Source organism: Streptomyces sp. NPDC003248 (assembly GCF_055563235.1).
On record NZ_JBVHDT010000003.1, the window covers coordinates 412,402 to 433,603 of the forward strand.

22 protein-coding genes are annotated in these 21,202 nt (G+C 71.1%); 20 read left to right on the forward strand and 2 right to left on the reverse strand.

Annotated elements, in window-relative coordinates; genetic code table 11:
* Positions 1-53: 53 nt before the first annotated feature.
* The 5 genes from ACZ3KJ_RS10685 to ACZ3KJ_RS10705 all read left to right on the forward strand — a co-directional run bounded on the left by ACZ3KJ_RS10685 (position 54) and on the right by ACZ3KJ_RS10705 (position 3,089).
* Positions 54-575 carry a helix-turn-helix domain-containing protein gene (locus tag ACZ3KJ_RS10685; RefSeq protein ID WP_467526157.1) on the forward strand — a complete coding sequence of 174 codons (522 nt, stop codon included), beginning with the start codon at positions 54-56 and terminating at the stop codon, positions 573-575.
* Between the two features lie 484 nt (positions 576-1,059).
* Positions 1,060-1,473, forward strand: a complete 414-nt coding sequence (locus ACZ3KJ_RS10690) for a hypothetical protein (protein ID WP_467526158.1) — start codon at positions 1,060-1,062, stop codon at positions 1,471-1,473.
* 141 nt (positions 1,474-1,614) lie between these two features.
* Entirely contained in the window at positions 1,615-2,217 is a 603-nt protein-coding gene (locus tag ACZ3KJ_RS10695; protein ID WP_467526159.1) for a phage tail tube protein, read from the forward strand.
* Positions 2,218-2,328: 111 nt separating this feature from the next.
* Entirely contained in the window at positions 2,329-2,619 is a 291-nt protein-coding gene (locus ACZ3KJ_RS10700; RefSeq protein WP_385066649.1) for a hypothetical protein, read from the forward strand.
* A gap of 116 nt (positions 2,620-2,735) precedes the next feature.
* Complete coding sequence (locus ACZ3KJ_RS10705; protein ID WP_467526160.1) at positions 2,736-3,089, forward strand: hypothetical protein; 354 nt, start codon at positions 2,736-2,738, stop codon at positions 3,087-3,089.
* A gap of 134 nt (positions 3,090-3,223) precedes the next feature.
* On the opposite strand, the gene ACZ3KJ_RS10710 is transcribed toward ACZ3KJ_RS10705, so the two are convergent.
* On the reverse strand, positions 3,224-4,027 hold the full coding sequence (locus ACZ3KJ_RS10710) for a hypothetical protein (RefSeq protein WP_467526161.1): 804 nt from the start codon (positions 4,025-4,027) through the stop codon (positions 3,224-3,226).
* Between the two features lie 387 nt (positions 4,028-4,414).
* Between ACZ3KJ_RS10710 and ACZ3KJ_RS10715 the strand changes: the two genes are divergently transcribed.
* The 15 genes from ACZ3KJ_RS10715 (at position 4,415) to ACZ3KJ_RS10785 (ending at position 17,195) form a co-directional block, all read left to right on the forward strand.
* A complete protein-coding gene (locus ACZ3KJ_RS10715) occupies positions 4,415-4,621 on the forward strand; it encodes a hypothetical protein (protein ID WP_467526162.1) in 207 nt (68 codons plus the stop codon).
* 153 nt (positions 4,622-4,774) lie between these two features.
* A complete protein-coding gene (locus tag ACZ3KJ_RS10720; protein ID WP_467526163.1) occupies positions 4,775-5,191 on the forward strand; it encodes a DUF3592 domain-containing protein in 417 nt (138 codons plus the stop codon).
* 92 nt (positions 5,192-5,283) lie between these two features.
* A complete protein-coding gene (locus ACZ3KJ_RS10725) occupies positions 5,284-5,991 on the forward strand; it encodes a hypothetical protein (protein WP_467526164.1) in 708 nt (235 codons plus the stop codon).
* Between the two features lie 57 nt (positions 5,992-6,048).
* Positions 6,049-7,245 (forward strand): phage tail protein, encoded by a 1,197-nt coding sequence (locus ACZ3KJ_RS10730; protein ID WP_467526165.1) that lies wholly within the window; start codon positions 6,049-6,051, stop codon positions 7,243-7,245.
* Positions 7,242-8,531, forward strand: a complete 1,290-nt coding sequence (locus tag ACZ3KJ_RS10735; RefSeq protein WP_467526166.1) for a tape-measure protein — start codon at positions 7,242-7,244, stop codon at positions 8,529-8,531. Before ACZ3KJ_RS10730 ends, ACZ3KJ_RS10735 begins: the two co-directional genes overlap by 4 nt.
* Positions 8,532-8,549: 18 nt before the next feature.
* A complete protein-coding gene (locus ACZ3KJ_RS10740; protein ID WP_467526167.1) occupies positions 8,550-9,470 on the forward strand; it encodes a phage distal tail protein in 921 nt (306 codons plus the stop codon).
* A gap of 178 nt (positions 9,471-9,648) precedes the next feature.
* Positions 9,649-10,863 carry a hypothetical protein gene (locus tag ACZ3KJ_RS10745; protein ID WP_467526168.1) on the forward strand — a complete coding sequence of 405 codons (1,215 nt, stop codon included), beginning with the start codon at positions 9,649-9,651 and terminating at the stop codon, positions 10,861-10,863.
* A 25-nt stretch (positions 10,864-10,888) separates the two neighbouring features.
* A complete protein-coding gene (locus tag ACZ3KJ_RS10750; protein WP_467526169.1) occupies positions 10,889-12,079 on the forward strand; it encodes a hypothetical protein in 1,191 nt (396 codons plus the stop codon).
* Between the two features lie 25 nt (positions 12,080-12,104).
* On the forward strand, positions 12,105-13,202 hold the full coding sequence (locus ACZ3KJ_RS10755) for a hypothetical protein (RefSeq protein WP_467526170.1): 1,098 nt from the start codon (positions 12,105-12,107) through the stop codon (positions 13,200-13,202).
* Positions 13,199-14,338, forward strand: a complete 1,140-nt coding sequence (locus ACZ3KJ_RS10760) for a hypothetical protein (protein ID WP_467526171.1) — start codon at positions 13,199-13,201, stop codon at positions 14,336-14,338. The genes ACZ3KJ_RS10755 and ACZ3KJ_RS10760 overlap by 4 nt, the downstream gene beginning before the upstream one ends.
* On the forward strand, positions 14,338-15,051 hold the full coding sequence (locus ACZ3KJ_RS10765; RefSeq protein ID WP_467526172.1) for a hypothetical protein: 714 nt from the start codon (positions 14,338-14,340) through the stop codon (positions 15,049-15,051). The genes ACZ3KJ_RS10760 and ACZ3KJ_RS10765 overlap by 1 nt, the downstream gene beginning before the upstream one ends.
* 23 nt (positions 15,052-15,074) lie before the next feature.
* Positions 15,075-15,659: a hypothetical protein gene (locus ACZ3KJ_RS10770; protein WP_467526173.1), complete on the forward strand. Its 585-nt coding sequence runs from the start codon at positions 15,075-15,077 to the stop codon at positions 15,657-15,659.
* Between the two features lie 109 nt (positions 15,660-15,768).
* Positions 15,769-16,674, forward strand: coding sequence for a peptidoglycan-binding protein (locus ACZ3KJ_RS10775; protein ID WP_467526364.1), 906 nt, complete (start codon positions 15,769-15,771; stop codon positions 16,672-16,674).
* Positions 16,675-16,701: 27 nt separating this feature from the next.
* On the forward strand, positions 16,702-16,938 hold the full coding sequence (locus ACZ3KJ_RS10780; protein WP_401691348.1) for a hypothetical protein: 237 nt from the start codon (positions 16,702-16,704) through the stop codon (positions 16,936-16,938).
* On the forward strand, positions 16,935-17,195 hold the full coding sequence (locus ACZ3KJ_RS10785) for a hypothetical protein (protein ID WP_389513240.1): 261 nt from the start codon (positions 16,935-16,937) through the stop codon (positions 17,193-17,195). The genes ACZ3KJ_RS10780 and ACZ3KJ_RS10785 overlap by 4 nt, the downstream gene beginning before the upstream one ends.
* A 74-nt stretch (positions 17,196-17,269) precedes the next feature.
* Here ACZ3KJ_RS10785 and ACZ3KJ_RS10790 read toward each other — a convergent pair whose 3' ends face one another.
* Positions 17,270-21,184: a DNA-directed RNA polymerase subunit beta' gene (locus tag ACZ3KJ_RS10790; protein ID WP_467526174.1), complete on the reverse strand. Its 3,915-nt coding sequence runs from the start codon at positions 21,182-21,184 to the stop codon at positions 17,270-17,272.
* Between the last annotated feature and the right edge of the window lie 18 nt (positions 21,185-21,202).

The following is a 21,202-nucleotide window of genomic DNA, read 5'->3' on the forward strand; positions in this document are numbered from 1 at the left end:
CGTGCGCGCAAGCAAGCTAAACTTTGTCGCCTCCGAAGGAAGCGAGCACACAGATGACCAGCCAGGATCTGGACGCGTTCGCGGCTTGGGTCGAAGACCTGATGCGCGACCGCGGCTACGACATCGACAGCCCGCGCGGCGGCGGGAAGTCCCGGATCGCGGACGAGGCGGGCGTCCACCGCGCCGCCGTCACCCGCCTGTTGCAGCGCCAGAGCATGCCGGACCTCGAGACCACCCGCCGGCTCGCCCGCGTGCTGGGCGTGCCGGTCCGCGACATGCTCATCCGCTCCGGCCGGCTGACCGCCGAGGAACTGGCCGACCCCCACGACTACTTGGCGTCCCCCACCCCGAGCGCCGAGTTCGGCCGGCGGCCGACCCTGGAGGAGGTGGCCGATCTGCTGGGCGTTCCCGCCGACCGGCGGGAGATGTTCGTCAGAGTCGTGGAGCAGTTCCTCCCGAGCGAGGCCGAGGCGGAGACGGGGACGGCGACCGAAGCCGTGGCCGCGGCCGGCGCGCACGACGGGCGGGTGCTGATGGAGGCGGCGGCAACGGGCACCTCCCCCGCCACCGACTGACCCGACCCGGCGGACGGCCCGATCGACGAGCACCCGTGGGCCGACGGGGGCCCGTCCGACGGCCACGACCGCACCCGCGGGCGTGACCTCCTCCCTGCTCTCCGACGCACGCCCGACCTCCCCACTCCCCGCCCCGCACGCCCCACCTCCCGACCGCCACTCCCCACTCGCCACTCCCCACTCGCCACTCCCCACTCGCCACTCGTCACACCCCACAGGCCCCACCGGCCACACCGCATCCGCCGCTCCCCGCCTCCCCCACCTGCACTTCCGCCCCTCCGGCACCTCCCCTCGCAACTACCACGCCGATTTAGTTGCGTGCGCGCACGCTCGTCTGTCACAGTTGGTGCAGCGGCGGAGCTGTGCCCGCGACGCGGGCCGCACCCGTCGCCGTACGCCGGGCCGAGGCGCCGCGTCCTCCCCGCCCCTCTCGCGGCGCCCGCCCGGCGGCCTTCCCCTTCTTCCCGGCGAGGTGACCCGGCACATGACCACACCCACCCCACCGAGCGCCTTCCCGGACGTCGAGGCCCTGGTCGTCGACATCCTGGAGGCCGACTCGGCCCTGTCCACGGCGCTCGTCGCCGTGGAACCGCCCGAGAGCTTCGACGGCACGACCGCCGCCGTGCTCGTCAACCGGCGCGGCGGCGCCTGGGTCGGCGAACTCCACGTCGACCAGCCGCTGATCGAGATGGAGGTGTACGGCCCGACCAAGCAGGCCGCGCACGTCCTGGCCAACGCGGCCCGCCGCGCGCTGATGGCCGCCGCCGGCAACCGCTACGGCACCAACCTCATCACCGAGGTGGTCGAGGAGGACGGCCCGCGCTGGCTGCCCGACTACCTCTACTCCGCGGCCAACCGCTACGTGAGCGTGCACAAGGTGTACCTGGACGTCTACTGACGCGTCCGGGCCCGGCTCGCCCGAGCGGACCCGCCCCACAGACCGAAGGCCCCGCCGAACCGGCGGGGCCTTCGCCGTACCCGGAGCCCTCCGGGACGGCATCCCACCCCCAGGCACCACCCCTCTACAAGGAGACCCACCATGGCAGGCACCAACTCCTCCGAGATCCGCATCGCCGGAGTCGGCCGGCTCTACGTCGCCACCGCCGACACCGAGATCCCGACGACCTTCTCCGCCGACCCGTCCACCGACTGGGCGACCGGCTGGAAGGACCTCGGCTTCACCAACGGCGAGGGCGTCACCTTCAGCAAGAAGGACAAGCTGGAGCCGGTCGACGTGTGGCAGGCCGTCAGCCCGGTGCACTTCGTGTACTCGGACCGCGACCTGACCCTGAAGTTCTCGCTGCTCCAGTTCAACGAGGACACGCTGCCGTTCTTCATGGGCGGCGGCGCCGTCGAGGCCGTCACCGGCTCCACGGGCGTCTACAAGTACGACATCGCCGACCGCCCGTACGCCGACGTGCGCGCCCTCGGCCTGGAGTTCACGGACGTCCGGGCCGGCGACAACGCCGGTGTGACCTACCGCTTCGGCATCCCGCGCGGCCAGGTCACGGCGGCGGACGACATCAAGCTGGCCCGCAAGTCGCCGGCCCAGCTCGGCATCACCTTCACGGCGATGGCGGCCACCGACGGCTCGTCGCTCGCCAGCTTCGTGATGAAGGACGCCTCGTACGCCGCGTCCTGACCCACCGGGGCGGGGCGGGGCCCACCCGGCCCCGCCCCGCCCCGGGCCCCACCCCCTCTTTTCCCCAGGCTTCCCAGCAGGCTTCCCGGACTCCAAGGAGCACGCATCACCATGGCCCGTTTCGACGTCAACGCCGCCCGCGCCCAGCGCCTCGAAGCCCTCGGCCGCACCTGGTCGTTCGAGCTCGACGGCGACACCTTCACGCTGCCCACCGAGCTGACCCGCGCCACCGCCCGCGCCCTGCGCGAGCTCGACGACAACGACGTCGACGGACTGCTCGGCCTGCTGATGGGCGAGGAGCAGTTCGCCCGCTTCGCCCAGCACGAGATCACCATGCAGGACATCGCCGCCATCCTGGAGGCCTACGGCAAGGAGACCGGGCTCGGCCTGGGGGAAGGCTGAGCCTCGTCGGGTTCGTCGACGAACACGCCGAGGCCCTCGAAGCGGACCTGCTCCGCTACTACGGCATCGACCTGCTCGACTGGCACCGCGACCGCCTCTCCGCGCGGCGGCTCGCGGTGCTCATCAAGCACCTGCCACGGGACAGTGCCGTCAACCGGGACCTGTACGGGGAAGGCGCCGAGTGGTCGGTGACGGACCATCTGCTGGCCGCCGTCGTGGACCATCTGGCGGCCGCCAACTGGATGTTCGCCTGCGTCAACACCGCCGAGGACGGGGACCAGCCGGAGCCTCCGGTGCCGGTGCCACGGCCGGGCGACGGGACGGACGACGGGGCGGACGACGGGGACGCGGACGTGTCCACCGGTACGCCGTCCGGTCCGGACGCCCCGCGGGGAGACCGGGCCCCCGACGGGAACGACGGCCGGGGCGGGGCGCCGTCCGCCGCCCAACTGGCGCGGTTCTTCGGCTGACTCCGGGCCGCACGCGAGCGGGACCGCCGGACCGCCGGACCGTCCCGCCCCCGCGCCCGGTCGACGAGGGTCCGCGTGCGGCAGGACGGGTCCGGGACGGCCGGGCCACGCGTCGGCCCACCGCACCCGGCGGCTCAGCGCGGACCCGGCGCCCCCGGTTGCTCGTCCCGCCGACGTCCGCCGGCCCGGCCCTCCAGGTCGTCGGCGAGAGCACGGGCCCGGTCCGACAGGCGGCGCCGTTCGTCACCCACGGCGCCCGTGGGGTCGGCCGGCTCCGCCGACGACCGGTCACCGGGTTCCGGCCGCCGTCCCCGGTCCCGTCCGCTCCCCGCGCTCCCCGGCCCGGTCTCCCCGGGCCGGTCCAGCGGGGGCACGCTGGGGCGGCCGTTGCGGCGGACCACCGGGCGCCGTTCCGAGGGAGTCGGCCGCTTCTCGCGCACCTCGCGGGCGGAGAGCAGGAAGTCGCCCGAGGCGTCGCCGCCCCGGTCGCCCGGAGGGTCCTCCGCCGGCGTCCGGGCCGGCGGAACGGGCACCGGCGTCCCGTCGGCCACCGACCGCTCCCGCTCGCCGCGCGCCTCGACGCGCGTCACCTCGCTGGGGGGCCGCAGCAGCTGGACGTACGGCAGCGGGATCACCTCGCCGCCCGATGCGCCGTCGGGCCGGCGGGCCCGGCGCGGCCGGCGGCCGGTGCGGGCGTCCTCCTGCCCCTGGAGGTAGGCGGCGGTGATCCGCTCCTCGTACGCGCGCCGGATCGCGGGGAGTTGCTCGGCGACCACGTCGGCCCAGCCCGCGCTGTAGGCGGCCATCTCCCGTCGGTCGAGTTCGGCACGGGACAGGACGACGAGGTCGCTGGGGTCGTGGCCGAGACGGAGCACGAGTTCGGACACGCGGGCGATGAGGTGCGGCAGGTCTGAGGCCTGTTCGAGCCAATCGATCACATGATCATGTCGCGCGTTGCTCGCGTCGCCGTCCACCCCGTGATGCCCTGCTCTCGTCCTTGCCCCATCGCGCCCCCCCGCGCGAGGACGGCCGCCCCGTCGCCGTCCACCGTCGCCCGACGGCCCCTCAGATCACCTGCCGGGCCTGCTCGTTCACTCCCTATTCACCGACGTAAGAACCGGCCGGATCCTACTCCACCCACCTGACACAACCTCCACCGCACCCCGCATCACCGCAGGTCCGGCCCGCGATGCGACGGAGAGTCCTCGACAAACACGGAACGGCACCACAGGATTACTCGTACACTAGTTCGAACACGCGTTTCGAACGCCCCAGAGGCGCCACCTGTACCACAGCCCAGCGGACAGACCGGAAAGCAGGCCGACATGGCGACTGGCACGAGCAACTCCCCGAAGCAGCCGATCGACACCTACACCCGCCTCGCCCACCTCCTGCACACCACGGCCCCCGACCGCGAGGCCCTGGTGGACCGGGTGTACGAGGAACTGCTCGCCCGGGAGTCCCGCGCCTACGCGGCCGGCTGGTCGGACGCACTGACGGAGGCGCGGCGGGTGCGTTCCCGGCAACCGTGAGGGCACGCGGCACAGTTCGGAGGCGGCACCGGCCACTCCCCCACCGTGTCATGGACGCACCCGGCGCAGCCGAACGGAACCCCCTCGCATCCCCCCGCTTGTAAGCTGCGGCACCGCACATCGCGGCCCACCAGGGGAGGAAAAGACGTGCACATGGCACTGGCGAGCGCGACGAACTACGGCATCCCCTTCCTGATCATCTCCGTGCCCTTCGGCGTCACGGCGCTCCTGTTCATCCCGAAGCAACTGCGCGAGCGACGCCTCAGGACCCAGGGGGTCAAGACGACCGCGGTGTGCGAGGAGCGCATCCGCAGAGGCAGCACGACGGTGGAGAAACTGAACTGCTCCTTCCGCGCGGCCGACGATCAGGAAGTGTGGGTGATCGTCACGGCCCCGAAGGAGGCGCCGTATCCGGGCGACGAGTTCCCGGTCGTCTTCGACCCGCGCAGGCCCTCGATCGCCGAGAGCCAGGAATACCTGGACTCCTTCGGTTCCCGAGTCGGTGTGGTCGTCCAGTCACTCTTCGGCCTCCTCCTCATAGCCGCCGCCGTGGCCGGCGCCCTTTCCTGAACCGATTCGCACCAACCCCCGACGCCCTTCCCCGCCCTCGCGGGGAAGGGCGTCGCCGTTTTCGGACGGAGCCTCACCGACGGAGGAATCGGATGACCGACTACATCACCTCGCAAGAGCTGAGCCAGAACCGGAAGGAGATCACTACCGAGATCAATGCGGCGATCACCGCGTACGACAAGAACAACGAGCCGGATGTCACCAAGCAGATCGACGACGCGATATCGGCTTACGACGACAAGAAGGAGAAAGAGGACGACGCCTGGGTCAAGGACTGGAAGGGCCTGTTCAACTGGGTCCCGACCGAGTTCAACGGCATCAAGTCGGAGCTCACCGCCCTGAAGGCGGAGTGGGTTCCCATCAACGCCTCCCTGCCCTCCCTCTTCAGCTTCGAAGAACTGATCAAGAAGCAACTCGGTCTGGACTACAACCAGTACGGCGTTCTTTCCCGGCAGTCCGACAGCGGCGGTGGGGGCGGCGGTGGAGAAGGCCGTCCCGGGCCCCGCGGCCCGCGCGGGGAGCCGGGGCCGGCCGGCCCGCGCGGACAGGAAGGCCCCCGGGGACGGCAGGGACGGCGCGGCACGCGAGGCGAACGCGGTCGTCAGGGTGCGGCCGGACCCCGGGGTGAGCGAGGCCGTCAGGGGCAGCCGGGCCCGCGTGGCCCCCAAGGGCCCCCGCCCTCGACCGATGCCCTGCGCACCGCCACCGACGACGCCCGCAACGCCGAGACGGCGCTCCGCGGTGTGGTCGCGCAGGCCGACGCCCTGCGCCAGCGGCTGGATGGCGGCTCGAACACATGAGCCACGCCCGAACCGCCGAATCGCCGTAAGGCCACCGCTGACACCTCTGGAGGGTGAATGTCTCTCGTACGATCCCTGGGCCGGGCCTCCGGCTCCCTGCAGGATTTCAAAGCGAAGGCTTCCTCGGCCGGGACCGCCGCCCAGAGCATGGGAAGCGCCGGACAGAGAAGCGCGAGCCAGCTCAAGACGCTGAAGTCGGCCGCCCAGAGCGCCGAGAAGGAACTGAAAGACCTCAAGAGCGCCTCCGACAAGGCCGAGAAGTCCATCGCCAAGGCCGGCAAGACCGGTTCCACCGCGGGCAAGAACCTCGGCAAGTACGAGTCCGGGGCGAGCAAGGCGGCCAAGGGCCAGGACAAGATGAACAAGTCGATGAAGGGCAACTTCTTCGGCATGCTCATGGAACTGCTCATGCCGCTGATCCAGAAGGTCGTCGAGATGGCGACCAAGTCGAAGACCATGCAGAAGGTCCTGCAGACCGCCTTCGGCGTCATCAAGTCCGTGATCAGCACCGTCATGAAGGCCATCGGGCCGATCATGAAGAGCGCGGCCAAGCTGATCAAGTCGGTCTGGAACGGCATCAAGACGGCGATCTCGGCGGTCGTCAAGGCCGTCGCCACCGTCATCAAGACCTACGTCGCCATCTGGAAGAAGGTCATCACCACCGCGCTGAACGCGATCAAGACGGTCGTCTCCAGCGTCTGGAAGGGCATCAAGGCCGTCATCTCGCCCGTCGTCAACTGGGTCAAGTCCGCCATCCCGAACGCCTTCCGGGCCGTCAAGGACAAGCTGTCCAGCATCTGGGGCGGCCTGAAGGGCATCGCCGGCCGCGCCTTCGACGGCATCAAGAGCGCGGTGAAGGGCCCGATCAACGGCGTCATCGGCATCATCAACCGCGCGATCGGCGCCCTCAACGGCATCAAGGTGTCGATCCCCGGCTGGGTCCCCGGCGTCGGCGGCAAGACCTTCGGCGTCAGCCTGCCGAGGATCCCCATGCTGGCCACCGGTGGTGTCGTCCTGCCCCGCTCCGGCGGTGTCCCGGCGATCCTCGCCGAGGCCGGTGAGGCGGAGGCCGTCCTGCCGCTGAGCAAGCTGGACCGGCTGCTGAAGCGGGCCGCCGCCCAGGGCCCGGCCTTCGCCGGAGCCGGCGGGTCGAGCGGCGGCGCGCTGACCATCGAGCACTACTACGCGGCCGAGGACACCAGCCCCCAGCGGACCGCCGACGCCCTGATGTTCCTGGCGAAGGCGCGTGGATGAGGACCGCCGCCAGGACTGCCGGCGGCTGGACCGCCGACCCGCTCGTCGGCGCGGGCGCCGCCCTGCGCACCTTCCGGTCCCGGATCACCCAGACGGACAGCGGCCTGCGCTCGCTCGCCGGGCAGGTGACGAAGGCCGCGACCGCCGCCGACCGGATCCGCTCCGCCGTCGACCCCGCCGGCGCTGCCGTACGCGGTGTGAAGTCGACGGCCGACGCAGCCGCCCGCTCCGTCACCACGTCCGGTCAGACCGCCACGACCGCCGCGGCCGGCGTGAAGTCCGCCGGCAGTCGGGCCAAGGGGTCCAGGACGACCCTGGTCCGACTCGCCTCGGGCATCGGCGGCGTGGTCGCCCTGGTCGCCGGCCTGCTCAGCGTCGCCGGCCCCCTCGGCGACCTCATGGGCGCCTTCGGCACCGCCATGACCATAGGCGCCGGCGTCATGCTGATCATCAACGCCCTCACCCGCGCCAACCCCATCGGCTTCGTCACCGGCCTGCTCCTCCCGGTCGCCGGATGGCTGATCGACCTGGCGCTGAACTCGGAGACCGGGCAGCGGCTGATGGAGCAGCTCGCCACGCTCGTGCTCAAGTACGTCGAGGGCTACCTGACCACCATGACCCCGCTGCTCAAGGCCATCGCGAGCGCGGTGAACCTCTACGTCACCGCCTACCTGGGCGTGATCACCACCGCGCTCACCGTCATCGGCGCCCTCGTCGGCACCGGGTTCGCCGTGCTGAAGGCGCTGACCACCGGGGACACCCGGGCGCTCAGCGGCAAGGTGTCGTCGGTCTGGCGGGGGTTCAAGGACCGGATCAAGCCGGCCCTGACGTGGATCACCCAGGACGTCCCCCGGATGTTCACCCGGGTCAAGGAGGCGACCGCCCGCACGCTGAACGCGCTGGGGCAGTTCGTCACCACGGGCGCCCAGACGTTCGCCGGTGTGGTCAAGGGGCCGGTCCAGGGCCTCATCGCCTTCGCCAACTGGGTCATCGACAAGCTCAACGGCCTCAGCTTCAGCCTGCTCGGCAAGAAGTTCGGCGTCGACATCGACAAGATCCCGATGCTCGCCGAGGGCGGCGTCGCCGTCCCCGGCGCCTCCTCACGGGCGGGCCGGGTGCTGCCGCTGACCGGCCTGGAACGCCGGCGCGCCCTCGCGCGCGGGCGGCGCGTGTCCGCGGCCCAGGCCCCCCACCGCGTCAAGGAGTTCCACGAGACCCGCGGCGCCGGCCCCCGCTCCACCGCCGAAGACCTGCTCTTCCTCGCATCCGCCCACGCCTGCCCCTGACAGTGAGGTGACGGCCCGATGGCCGAGACGACCACAACCGCATCCACAGACGACGTGGCCCCCGGCTCACTCATCACCCGCGACGGGCAGATGCAGTGGGCCGGACTGCTGCTGGGCCCCGGCACGCCGTACGAGATCGACCGCGGCGGCCTGACCGGCTGGGAGGACCTGCCCGAGTACGACTCCTCGGACGCCGACCACCCGACCGCGCACGGCGCCTGGCCGGGCGCCCGCTACGCCAAACCCCGCAAGGTCGGCGCCACGGTGTGGACCGTGCCGGCGGGCAGCGGCAGCGACTCCTCGCTCACCGCCACCCGCGCCCTGCGCCAGGCCCTCCTGCTGGGCGACGCCGAGCGCTGGCTGGCCGTGCGGCTGCACGGCGAGACCCTGGCCGTGCGGGCCCGGGTCAGCCAGCGGGTGCTGGCCGCCGACCGGACGTACACCACGCAGGGCGTCTCCCGGGCGTCCGTGCAGTGGCACGCCACCGACCCGCGCCGCTACTCGGTCACCGAGCAGACGGCCGTCACCGGCGCCCCGCAACCGGAGAGCGGTCTGACCTGGCCGCTGACCTGGCCGCTGTACTGGGGCCAGGCGGCCTCCACCGGTGACGTCAACGCCGAGAACTCCGGCTCCGCGCCCACCCACCCGGTGATCACCTTCACCGGGCCGTGCGCCAACCCGACCGTGACGGACCGCTCCTCGTCCCGCCGGCTGCGCTACCAGATCACGCTCGCCGCCGGCGACGAGCTCACCGTCGACACCGCGGCCGGGACGGTCACCCTCAACGGCACCGCCTCCCGCCGCAACACGGCCGCCGCCGACAGCAGCCCCGAGGAGCTGTTCGCCTTCGAGCCGGGCCGCGCCCAGCTGGCGTTCCGCCCCGACACCTACGACACCGGTGCCCGGATGACGGTGCGCTGGCGCGCGGCGGAGTGGTGAGCGCATGACCGTGCGATCGGCCTGGCTCACCGAGACCGGCCAGACCCGGGAGGACACCCGGGTCACGTTGTCCGGTCTGCTCACCCCGAACGCCCTGGCCGAATGGCTCAGGTCCTGACGCCTCCCTGACGGCCCCGCACCTTCCCCATCGTTTCCGGAGATCACAGGAGACCAGCAGATGAACCTGCGCAGCTCATGGGTGGCCGAGACCGGCCAGACCCGCGAGGACACCCGCCTGACCCTGATCGGCGCGACCACCCCGGCCAACCCGCTGGAGGTCCGCTCCGGCATCCTGCCCGGCTCCTACGACGGCCTCTACCGCCTCGCGGGCTTCTGGCTGGAGGGCAGCGCGGGCACCATGAACGCGACCGTCCACGAGGGCCGCGCCGTCATCCAGGCCGACGGCAACCAGGGCGCCTACCCGGTCACCCTCGCCGAGCCGCTCGCCCTCACCTTCGCCGACGGCCAGTCCCAGGACCGCTACGACATGGTCGTCCTGCGGATCTACGACGACCTGTACGACGACCTCGGCCAGACCAAGGCCGCCGTGGAGATCATCAAGGGCGCGCCGGCCGCCGAGCCGGTGGTGCCCGCGCTGCCGGACATCGTGCTGCCGATCTACCAGGTCCGGGTCCGGGCCGGGATCAGCGCCGGCGCCGGCGGTATCAACTGGAACAACGACGCCGTGGACCTGCGCACGCCCACCGTCGCGGTCGGCGGCATCCTGCCGGTCGTCGGCGACACCGGCAACGGCGCCTACCCCGGCCAGTACCGGGACTCCGGCGGCGCGCTCCAGCGCTGGGACGGCTCGGCCTGGGTGTCGTACCCGAGCGCGCTGGGCGGGATCGCCCCGGCCGGCACGGTCACCACCGCCAGCTACACCGGCCAGTACCGCGACAGCTCCGGCGGACAGCTCCAGCGGTGGAACGGCTCGACGTGGGTGTCGTACCAGCCGGTGCCGGCCTGGACCGACTACACGCCCAAGTGGGGCGCCGAGACCGGCACCGCGCCCGCCATCGGCAACGGCACCCTGGCCGGTTCGTACCTGAAGACGGGCACGGCCGTACACGTCCGGATCTACCTCAAGATCGGTTCGACGACCAACCTGTCGGCCCAGGACGCCAACGGCAACTGGACCTTCTCGCTGCCGGTCGTGCCGGTCTCCACGGCCTGGAAGCTGGACCTCCGGTCGATGCACGCGATCGGGTACGACACCTCCGCGAGCCTGTCCTACCCGGGCAACGGTTCGCTCGGCATCACGAGCGGCGTCGGCCTCGTCCGCCTCCGCGACAGCCGGGCGACCGCCATCGACATCTGGGACAAGGCCTTCCCCTTCACCTGGGCGACCGGCGACGTGCTGTCGATCCACGGCACCTACGAATCCGCCTCCTGACCCGGCCGTACCCGAAGGGATCGACATGAACGCACGTTCCGCCTGGCTGTCCCCCGACGGCCAGACCCGGGGGGACACCCGGGTCACCCAGGTCGGCGCCGTCACCCCGGTCACCGACGCCAAGGGACGCTCCGGTGTGCTGCCCGGCTCCGAGGGCGGCCAGTACCGGCTCACCGGCCTGTGGCTGGCCGGCACGGCGGGCACCATGTCCGCCACGGTGGGCGTGGGCCGGGCGCTGATCCAGTCGACGATCTCCCGCGGCGCCTACCCGGTCGCCGTCACCGAACCGGTCCCGCTCACCTTCGCCGACGGCGACCCGCAGTACGGCCGGATCGACCTGGTCGTCCTGCGGGTGTACGACCACGACCACGACGGCCTCGGCCGCTACGAGGCCGCCGTGGAGATCGTCCAGGGCCAGGCGAAGGCCCTGCCCGTGGCACCCGACGCACCGGACACCTCGCTGTCCCTGTTCACCGTCGCCGTCGCGGCGGGCGCGAGCACCGGCACCGGCGGCATCGCCTGGGACACCGCCCGCGTCGACCTGCGCCCCACCACCGTCGCCGTCGGCGGCATCCTGCCGACCCGGTCCGACGACACGGCAGCCGGCGGCTACCCCGGCGCCTACCGGGAGGTCGGCGACGTCCTCCAGCGGTGGAACGGCTCCGCCTGGGTGCCGTACCCCAAGTCCGTCGGCGGCATCGCGCCGACCGGCGCGGTCACCACCGGCGCCTACGTCGGCCAGTACCGGGACTCGTCCACCGGCACGCTGCAACGGTGGAACGGCTCGGTGTGGGCGCCGGCCGTGACGACACCGTGGTTCACCTCGTCCCTCGACGCCGGGTCCACCACGTCCACGACGTACACGGCCGCCCTGGTCGAGACGACGGTCACCGCGCTGACGCTGAACTTCACCGCCCCGAGCACCGGCGCGGTGCTGCTGCACTTCGGCGCCCGCATATCGACGAAGGACAGCAGCACCGCCACCGCGTTCATGGCCCCGCAGATCACCCAGGGCAGCACGGTGGTCTTCACACCGAACGACGAGTACGCGGCCGCCTACGGCGGCGCGGTCGCGGGATCGGTGGCGACCATGTGGCGGCTGTACGGCCTCACGCCCGGCACCGTCTACACGATGACCGCCATGCACCGCTCCAGCGACGCCGCGGTGACCTGCTGGTTCGACAACATCTTCCTGCGCGTCGACCCGGTCAACTGACCCACCCTCCCGGAAAGGAGTCGACATGCCCGTACGCTCCGGATGGCTGTCCCCGGACGGCCAGTCCCGAGAGGACACCCGGCTCGTCTCGCTCGGCGCCCTCACCCCGACCTCCCCCGTCGCCACCCGCTCCGGCATCCTGCCGGGCTCCTCCGACGGCCAGTACCGCATCTCCGGCTTCACCCTGACCGGCACCACCGGCGCCATGAGCGCGACGGTCAGCCCCGGCCGGGCCGTCGTGCAGAGCACCGACGCCCGGGGCGCCTACCCGGTCGCCCTGACCGAGTACCTCCCCCTCACCTTCAGCGACGGCAACCCGCAGTACGGCCGGATCGACCTGGTCGTCCTGCGGGTGTACGACCACGACTACGACGGCGAAGGCCGCTACGAGGCCGCCGTCGAGATCGTCGAGGGCACGGCCGCCGCCCTGCCGACGGTCCCCACCGCGCCCGGCCTGTCCCTCCCGCTGTACGAGGTGCTGGTCCCCGCGGGCACCAGCACGGGCACCGGCGGCATCCCCTGGACCACGGCACTCACCGGGCGCCGCACGGCCACGGTCTCGGCCGGCGGCATCCTGCCCGTCACCACCGACACCACCAACGGCGCCTACCCCGGCCAGTACCGGGACCTCAACGGCCAGCTCCAGCGCTGGAACGGCACCGCCTGGGCCGACTACCCGGTCCTGCCCACCTGGCAGAGCTGGACGCCGGCGTGGACGACGAGCAGCGGCCTCGCGGCGCCGTCATACGGCAACGCCACGATGAGCTGCCGGTACGTGAAGTCCGGCAGGACCGTGCACTGCAACTTCGCGATCGTCTTCGGTAGCACCACCGCCTTCGGCACCAGCCCCACCGCATCCGACAACTGGCGGTTCTCCCTGCCGGTGCCGGCCTCGGCGGCCCAGTCGGTCGTCGGGTTCGCCGAACTCGGCGTGGACAACACCACCCGGATCGTCTCGCGCGTGCAGATTCCCACCACCACCACATTCGAACTGGTGATCTCCACCGGCCGCTCCAGCGGGGTCGCGCTCACCAACACCGGTCTCGTGGACGCCCTCTCCCCATGGACCTGGGCGAGCGGCAACTCCATCCTCGGCACCGCCACCTACGAGGCCGCCTCATGACGACGACCAACACCCCCTACCGCGCGATCTTCTGCGACCTCCTCACCGACCGCACCATCGACATCCTGCCGCTGCGCGACGTCACCGTCGACGACTACATCGGCAAGGCCGGCTCCCTGTCGGGCACCATCCCCGTGCCCGACGCGGAGATGGCCGCCCGGATCCGCCGCATCGAGGAGGGCCGCACCTCGGTGTACCTCCAGCGCGGCGACGACCTGTGGTGGGGCGGCATCATCTGGACGTCCACCCTCCAGAGCGACGACCGGGGCGTCCTGACCCTCGGCATCCAGGCGGCCACCTTCGAGTCGTACGCGGGCCGCCGCCGCATCCGGGCGACCACCGACGCCTACGACGCCGCGTACAAGCTGGACTTCGCCGACCAGTACCAGTTCGACATCGTCCGCGCCCTGTGGACCGACCTCCAGACCGCGCTGCCGGGCGGCGGCATCGGCATCACGTACGGGACCGAGCACTCCGGGGTGAAGCGGTCCGTCACCTACCGGGACGGCGACGAGACCGTCTACCTGGAGGCGATCGACGCGCTCGCCGCCCTGGAGAACGGCTTCGAGCACCACATCGCCGTCTACCGCGACCCGGCCACCGGGGAGCGCGTGCGCCGGCTGCGCCTGGGCAGCCCCAGGGTCGAGATCGGCAGCAGCGACCTGGTGATGGACCGGCCGGGCACGATCCTGTCGTACTCCTTCCCCCGCGACGCCACCCGCGGCGGCACCACCGCCCGTGCCCGCGGCGCCTCCGTCAACACCAACCAGGCCGAGGAGTCCAGGCCGCTGACCTCGGACGTCGCCGTCGCCAAGGACCTGATCGAGAAGGCCGGCTACCCGCGCGTCGACCTGTCCTCCGACCACAACGACATCACCGACCCCGACACCCTGGACGCCCTGGCCGGCGCCGAACTGAACGCGGGCACCGGCGCGGTGGTCATCCCCGAGATCACCGTCCGCCTCGACGACCTGGTGCCGCCGGCGCTGCTCGGCCGCACGGTCCGGATCCGGATCACCGACGAGTGGTGGACCGAGGGCCTCGACGCCCGCTACCGGATCATCGGCGTCAAGGTCAGCCCGGCCCAGCGGGGCCGCCCCGACACCGCCGAGCTCTACCTGGAGGAGGCCGCCTGATGCCCCAGCTCCCCGAAGACATCATCGACCGGCTGACCCAGATGGAACGCCGGATCCAGCAGCTCTCGACGGCCGTCAACAACCGGCCGGCGCTCAACAGGATCGCCGGCGACGCGGTCGAGATCACCGACGGCGGCTCCCTGGTCGTACGGCCGCCGGGCAACGGCCCCGCCGTCTTCAGGGTCGGGGCGTGGGGCGGCGACGAGTACGGCATGGCGATCCGGCGCCAGACCGGATCCCTCGTGGCGAGCCTCTACAACGGTGACGGCTTGAGCACCTCGCTCCAGCCCCTGCGGATCTTCGACAACGGCGGCCGGGAGATCTTCGCCGACGACGTCAACAACGGCGGCCTCGCCCGGCCCTGGCTGCCCATGCTGCCCCCGCAGGACAGCACGGTCACCAGCTGGCCGCACACCACGGCGACCGCCTACACGACCATCGCGATGTCGTACAACGTCGTCTGGCAGCCGAAGATGCGGCTCCTGGTCCACACGAAGGCCAGCTCCGGCGGCGCCGGCTCCGTGCAGGTCCTCGTCAACGGCAACCCGTGGGGCACCGCCGTCACCGCCGGCTCCAACTTCGACTACATGGGCCTGATCAGCGACGACTTCCCCTCGGTCTGGGGCACCCTGCTCAAGGTCGAGATCCAGGCGCTCGCCACGGCCGGAACCGTCTACGCCAACCCCGTGCTCATGTACGGCCGCCAGAGCTGACACCCGAGGAAGGGACCGCACCCATGGACATCGACACCAGCCAGCCCTGGGGCCTCGCGATCGACTTCGCCGGCCGCGCCACCCTCGTCGAGGCGGGCCACACGGTCTACGTCAACATCACCGACACCAGCCTCAGCGACATCATCGCGCCCGACTCGATCACCGGCACCTACTCCCCCGTCAACGTCACCGCCCAGTTCAGCGAGACCGGCGAGGAGGGCGCCGTCCTGCGCGGCTACGGCCGCGTCACCGTCATGCCCGTGGGCACGGACCCGGTCGTCCCCGACCAGACGGCCGTCCAGCGGGCGGTCGCCGCGGCCCTGGCGGACTTCCAGGCCCACACGGCGGCGTACGTGGCGCTGTGCGCGGCGTGGACGCCGGACGACGGCAGCGGTGACGGCGGCGGTGACGGTGACGGCGGCTCGGACACCGGCGGCGAGACCGACCCGACGACGGGCACGGACACCGGCACGGACACGGGAACCGGCACCGGCACGGACACGGGCACCGACGACAGCTCCGGCACCGGTACCGGCACCGGTACCGACATCACCGTCGACACCGGCACGGACACCGCCACCGAGACCGCCGGCGACACCACCGTCTGAGACCCGCCCCCCCTCACCCCCTCACCCTCACCCGCAGCACCCCCGACCCCGAGCCGATCCCACCGGCCGGGGTCTTCTCATGCCCGCACCCCTCCGGGAGGCACCGCCCATGGCCAACCCCCTCTCCGCCACCGCCCTCGTGTCCGCGCTGCGGGCCGAGGGCGTCACCGTCGTCGAACACGACGGCTGGCGCACCAACAACCGCAACCACAAGGGCAGTTGGGGCCCGGTCAACGGTGTGGTCGTCCACCACACCGTCACCACCGGCACCAGCTCCACCGTGAGCCTCTGCTTCAACGGCCACGCCGACCTGCCCGGTCCGCTCTGCCACGGCGTGATCGCCAAGGACGGCACCGTCCACCTCGTCGGCAACGGCCGCGCCAACCACGCCGGCGCCGGGGACCCCGACGTCCTCGCCGCGGTCGTGGACGAGAAGGCGACGCTGCCCGCCCCGAACCAGCGCACCACGGACGGCAACACCCACTTCTACGGCTTCGAGTGCGTCAACCTCGGCGACGGCAAGGACCCGTGGCCGGAGGCGCAGCTGGAGGCGATCGTGCGGGCCTCGGCCGCCCTGTGCCGGGCGCACGGGTGGAGCGCCCGCTCGGTCATCGGCCACAAGGAGTGGACCAGCGCCAAGATCGACCCGCGTGGCTTCGCCATGTCCGACCTGCGCTCCCGCATCGCGGCCCGCCTGACCAAGGCCACCACCACCCCCGCCTCCGGCTCGGCCTCCGGCTCCGGCTCCAGCTCCGCCAAGCCCACGTACCAGCCCTTCCCGGGCGCCGACTGGTTCAAGAAGAAGCCGAAGTCGGCGATCGTCACCGCGATGGGCAAGCGCCTGGTCGCCGTCGGCTGCTCGGCGTACGCCGAAGGCCCCGGACCCCAGTGGACCGAGGCCGACCGCGCGTCCTACGCCAAGTGGCAGCGCAAGCTCGGCTACAGCGGGGCAGACGCCGACGGCTGGCCCGGCGCGACGTCCTGGGCCGCGCTGAAGGTCCCGTACAGCTCCTGACCACCGCACCAGAGCGAGGTACCCCCCATGTCAGTGGCCGCGAAGCGGGCCCTGCGCACCGTCCTGCAAACCGCCGTCGGCCTGTGCGTCCTGCTGCCGACGGTCGTCGACACCGTGGGCGTCCCCGAGACCCTGCCCTGGGTCGCCGGAGCCCTGGCCGTGGCCGGTGCCGTGACCCGCGTCATGGCCCTGCCGGCCGTACAGGCCCTGCTGCCGTCGTGGCTGCGCACGGAGACCCCGCACAGCGAAAAGAGCGACGTGTGAACGAACCCCTCTCCGACCCGGCCGCGGTCGCCGTGGAGCTGGAGCGGCTGCGCGGCACCGTGGAGGCCGGTTTCGCCCGGGCCGACGGCCAGCTCGCGCTGCTGGTCCAGCGCAGCGACCAGACCGACAAGCAGCTGGCCGACCACGAGCAGCGCCTCGACGCCCTGGAACGCTCCCGCTGGCCGGTCGCCAGCATCGGCGCCCTGGCCGCCATGGCGACGGCGGCCATCGCCGCCTGGGAGCTCACCGGCCGCTAGTACCCGCACGCACACCGAAGGGCGGTCCCCCCGTACATGACGTACGGGGGGACCGCCCTTCGACTCATTCCCGCTTACTGGTTGTACGGACCGTAGTCGTAGTCCTCCAGCGGAACGGCCTGGCCGGAGCCCGTGCCGAACGGCGAGTAGTCGATGTCGTCGTAGCCGACGGCCGAGTACATCGCGGCCTTCGCCTCCTCGGTCGGCTCGACCCGGATGTTGCGGTAGCGGGACAGACCCGTACCGGCCGGGATGAGCTTACCGATGATGACGTTCTCCTTGAGGCCGATCAGGGAGTCGGACTTGGCGTTGATCGCCGCGTCCGTGAGGACCCTGGTCGTCTCCTGGAAGGACGCCGCCGACAGCCAGGACTCCGTGGCCAGCGAGGCCTTGGTGATACCCATGAGCTGCGGACGACCGGAGGCCGGGTGACCGCCCTCCTGCACCACACGACGGTTCTCGGTCTCGAACTTCGAGCGCTCGACCAGCTCGCCGGGCAGCAGCTCGGCGTCGCCGGACTCGATGATCGTCACACGGCGCAGCATCTGCCGGATGATGATCTCGATGTGCTTGTCGTGGATCGACACACCCTGCGAGTTGTACACCCGCTGGACCTCGCCGACCAGGTGGACCTGGACGGCGCGCTGGCCCAGGATGCGCAGCACGTCGTGCGGGTTCTGGGTACCCACGGTGAGCTGCTGGCCCACCTCGACGTGTTCGCCCTCCTCGACCTTCAGACGGGCGCGCTTCGAGATCGGGTACGCCGTCTCGTCGCTGCCGTCGTCCGGCGTGATGACGATCTTCTTGGTCTTCTCGGTCTCCTCGATCCGCACGCGGCCGGAGGCCTCGGAGATCGGGGCGACACCCTTCGGGGTACGGGCCTCGAAGAGCTCGACGACACGCGGCAGACCCTGGGTGATGTCGTCACCGGCCACACCACCGGTGTGGAAGGTACGCATCGTCAGCTGGGTACCGGGCTCACCGATGGACTGGGCGGCGATGATGCCGACCGCCTCACCGATGTCGACCAGCTTGCCGGTGGCCAGCGAGCGGCCGTAGCACATGGCGCAGGTGCCGACGGCGGACTCGCAGGTCAGGACCGAGCGGGTCTTGACCGTCTCCACGCCGTGCTTGACCAGCTCGTCGATGAGCACGTCGCCGAGGTCGGTGCCGGCCGGGGCCAGCACCTTGCCGTCGACCACGATGTCCTCGGCGAGGCAGCGCGCGTACACGGACGTCTCGACGTTGCCCGTCTTGCGCAGCACACCGTCCTCGCCGCGCTCGGCGATCGCCAGCTTGAGGCCGCGCTCGGTGCCGCAGTCCTCCTCGCGGATGATGACGTCCTGGGAGACGTCGACCAGACGACGGGTGAGGTAACCGGAGTCGGCGGTCCGCAGCGCGGTGTCCGCCAGACCCTTACGGGCACCGTGCGTGGAGATGAAGTACTCCAGCACGGACAGACCCTCACGGAACGACGCCTTGATCGGACGCGGGATCGTCTCGTTCTTCGCGTTCGACACCAGACCACGCATACCGGCGATCTGACGCATCTGCATCATGTTGCCTCGTGCACCCGAGTTCACCATCATGAAGATCGGGTTGGTCTTCGGGAAGTTGTCGTTCATCGCCTCGGCGACCTCGTTGGTCGCCTTGGTCCAGATCGCGATGAGCTCCTGCGTGCGCTCGTCCTTGGTGATCAGACCGCGCTCGTACTGCTTCTGGACCTTCTCGTCCTGCGCCTCGTAGCCGCGGACGATCTCCTTCTTCGCCTCGGGGACGACGACGTCGGAGATGGCGACGGTCACACCGGAGCGGGTGGCCCAGAAGAAGCCGGACGCCTTCAGGTTGTCGAGCGTCGCCGCCACGATGACCTTGGGGTAGCGCTCGGCGAGGTCGTTGACGATCTCGGAGAGCTGCTTCTTGCCGACCTCGTAGTCGACGAACGGGTAGTCCTCGGGGAGCAGCTCGTTGAAGAGCGCACGGCCCAGCGTGGTCTTCAGCCGGAAGCTGTCACCCTGCTGCCACTCGCCCTCGCCGACCTGCTCGTCGCCTTCCTCCGGCGCCGGCGGGGTCCAGCCGCGCGGCGGGATGGTGCCCACCGGGAAGCGGATGTCGATCTTCGACTGGAGCGAGAGCTCGCCCGCGTCGAAGGCCATGATCGCCTCGGCGACGGAGGAGAAGGAGCGGTCCTCGCCCTTGACGTCCCGCATCTCGCCGTCGGTGGTGAGGAAGAACAGACCGAGGACCATGTCCTGGGTCGGCATCGTCACCGGCCGGCCGTCGGCGGGCTTGAGGATGTTGTTCGAGGACAGCATCAGGATGCGGGCCTCGGCCTGCGCCTCCGCGGACAGCGGCAGGTGCACGGCCATCTGGTCACCGTCGAAGTCCGCGTTGAACGCGGTGCAGACGAGCGGGTGGATCTGGATGGCCTTGCCCTCGACCAGCTGCGGCTCGAAGGCCTGGATGCCGAGGCGGTGCAGGGTGGGAGCGCGGTTCAGCAGAACCGGGTGCTCCGCGATGACCTCTTCCAGCACGTCGTACACGACCGTGCGGCCGCGCTCGACCATGCGCTTGGCGCTCTTGATGTTCTGCGCGTGGTTCAGGTCGACCAGGCGCTTCATCACGAACGGCTTGAAGAGCTCCAGCGCCATCGCCTTGGGCAGACCGCACTGGTGCAGCTTCAGCTGCGGGCCGACGACGATCACGGAACGCGCCGAGTAGTCGACTCGCTTGCCGAGCAGGTTCTGACGGAAACGACCCTGCTTGCCCTTCAGCATGTCGCTGAGGGACTTCAGCGGGCGGTTGCCGGGACCGGTGACCGGACGGCCACGACGGCCGTTGTCGAACAGCGCGTCGACGGCCTCCTGGAGCATGCGCTTCTCGTTGTTCACGATGATCTCGGGCGCGCCGAGGTCGAGAAGCCGCTTCAGGCGGTTGTTCCGGTTGATGACACGGCGGTACAGGTCGTTCAGGTCGGAGGTCGCGAAGCGGCCACCGTCCAGCTGCACCATCGGACGCAGGTCCGGCGGGATGACCGGCACGCAGTCGAGCACCATGCCCTTGGGGCTGTTGCTGGTCTGGAGGAACGCGGAGACGACCTTGAGGCGCTTGAGCGCACGGGTCTTCTTCTGGCCCTTGCCGGTGCGGATGATCTCGCGGAGGCGCTCGGCCTCCTCGTCGAGGTCGAAGGACTCCAGGCGCTTCTGGAGCGCCGCGGCACCCATCGAGCCGTCGAAGTACGTGCCGAAGCGGTCGCGCAGCTCGCGGTAGAGCAGCTCGTCGCCCTCCAGGTCCTGGACCTTGAGGTTCTTGAAGCGGGTCCACACCTCGTCGAGACGGTCGATCTCGCGCTGGGCGCGGTCGCGCAGCTGCTTCATCTCGCGCTCGGCGCCTTCGCGCACCTTGCGGCGCACATCGGCCTTGGCGCCCTCGGCCTCGAGCTCGGCCAGGTCGGTCTCGAGCTTCTTGGCGCGGGCCTCCAGGTCGGCGTCCCGGCGGTTCTCGATCTGCTGCCGCTCGACGGAGACGTGCGCCTCCAGGGAGGGCAGGTCACGCGTACGGCGCTCCTCGTCGACGTACGTGATCATGTACGCCGCGAAGTAGATGACCTTCTCCAGGTCCTTCGGGGCGAGGTCGAGCAGGTAGCCCAGCCGCGACGGAACGCCCTTGAAGTACCAGATGTGCGTGACGGGGGCGGCCAGCTCGATGTGGCCCATCCGCTCACGGCGCACCTTGGCGCGGGTCACCTCGACGCCGCAGCGCTCACAGATGATGCCCTTGAAGCGGACGCGCTTGTACTTGCCGCAGTAGCACTCCCAGTCCCGGGTCGGACCGAAGATCTTCTCGCAGAAGAGTCCGTCCTTTTCCGGCTTGAGGGTGCGGTAGTTGATGGTCTCGGGCTTCTTGACCTCACCGTGGCTCCACTGACGGATGTCGTCAGCGGTGGCCAGGCCGATCCGGAGCTCGTCGAAGAAGTTGACGTCGAGCACTATGCGTCAATCCCTCTC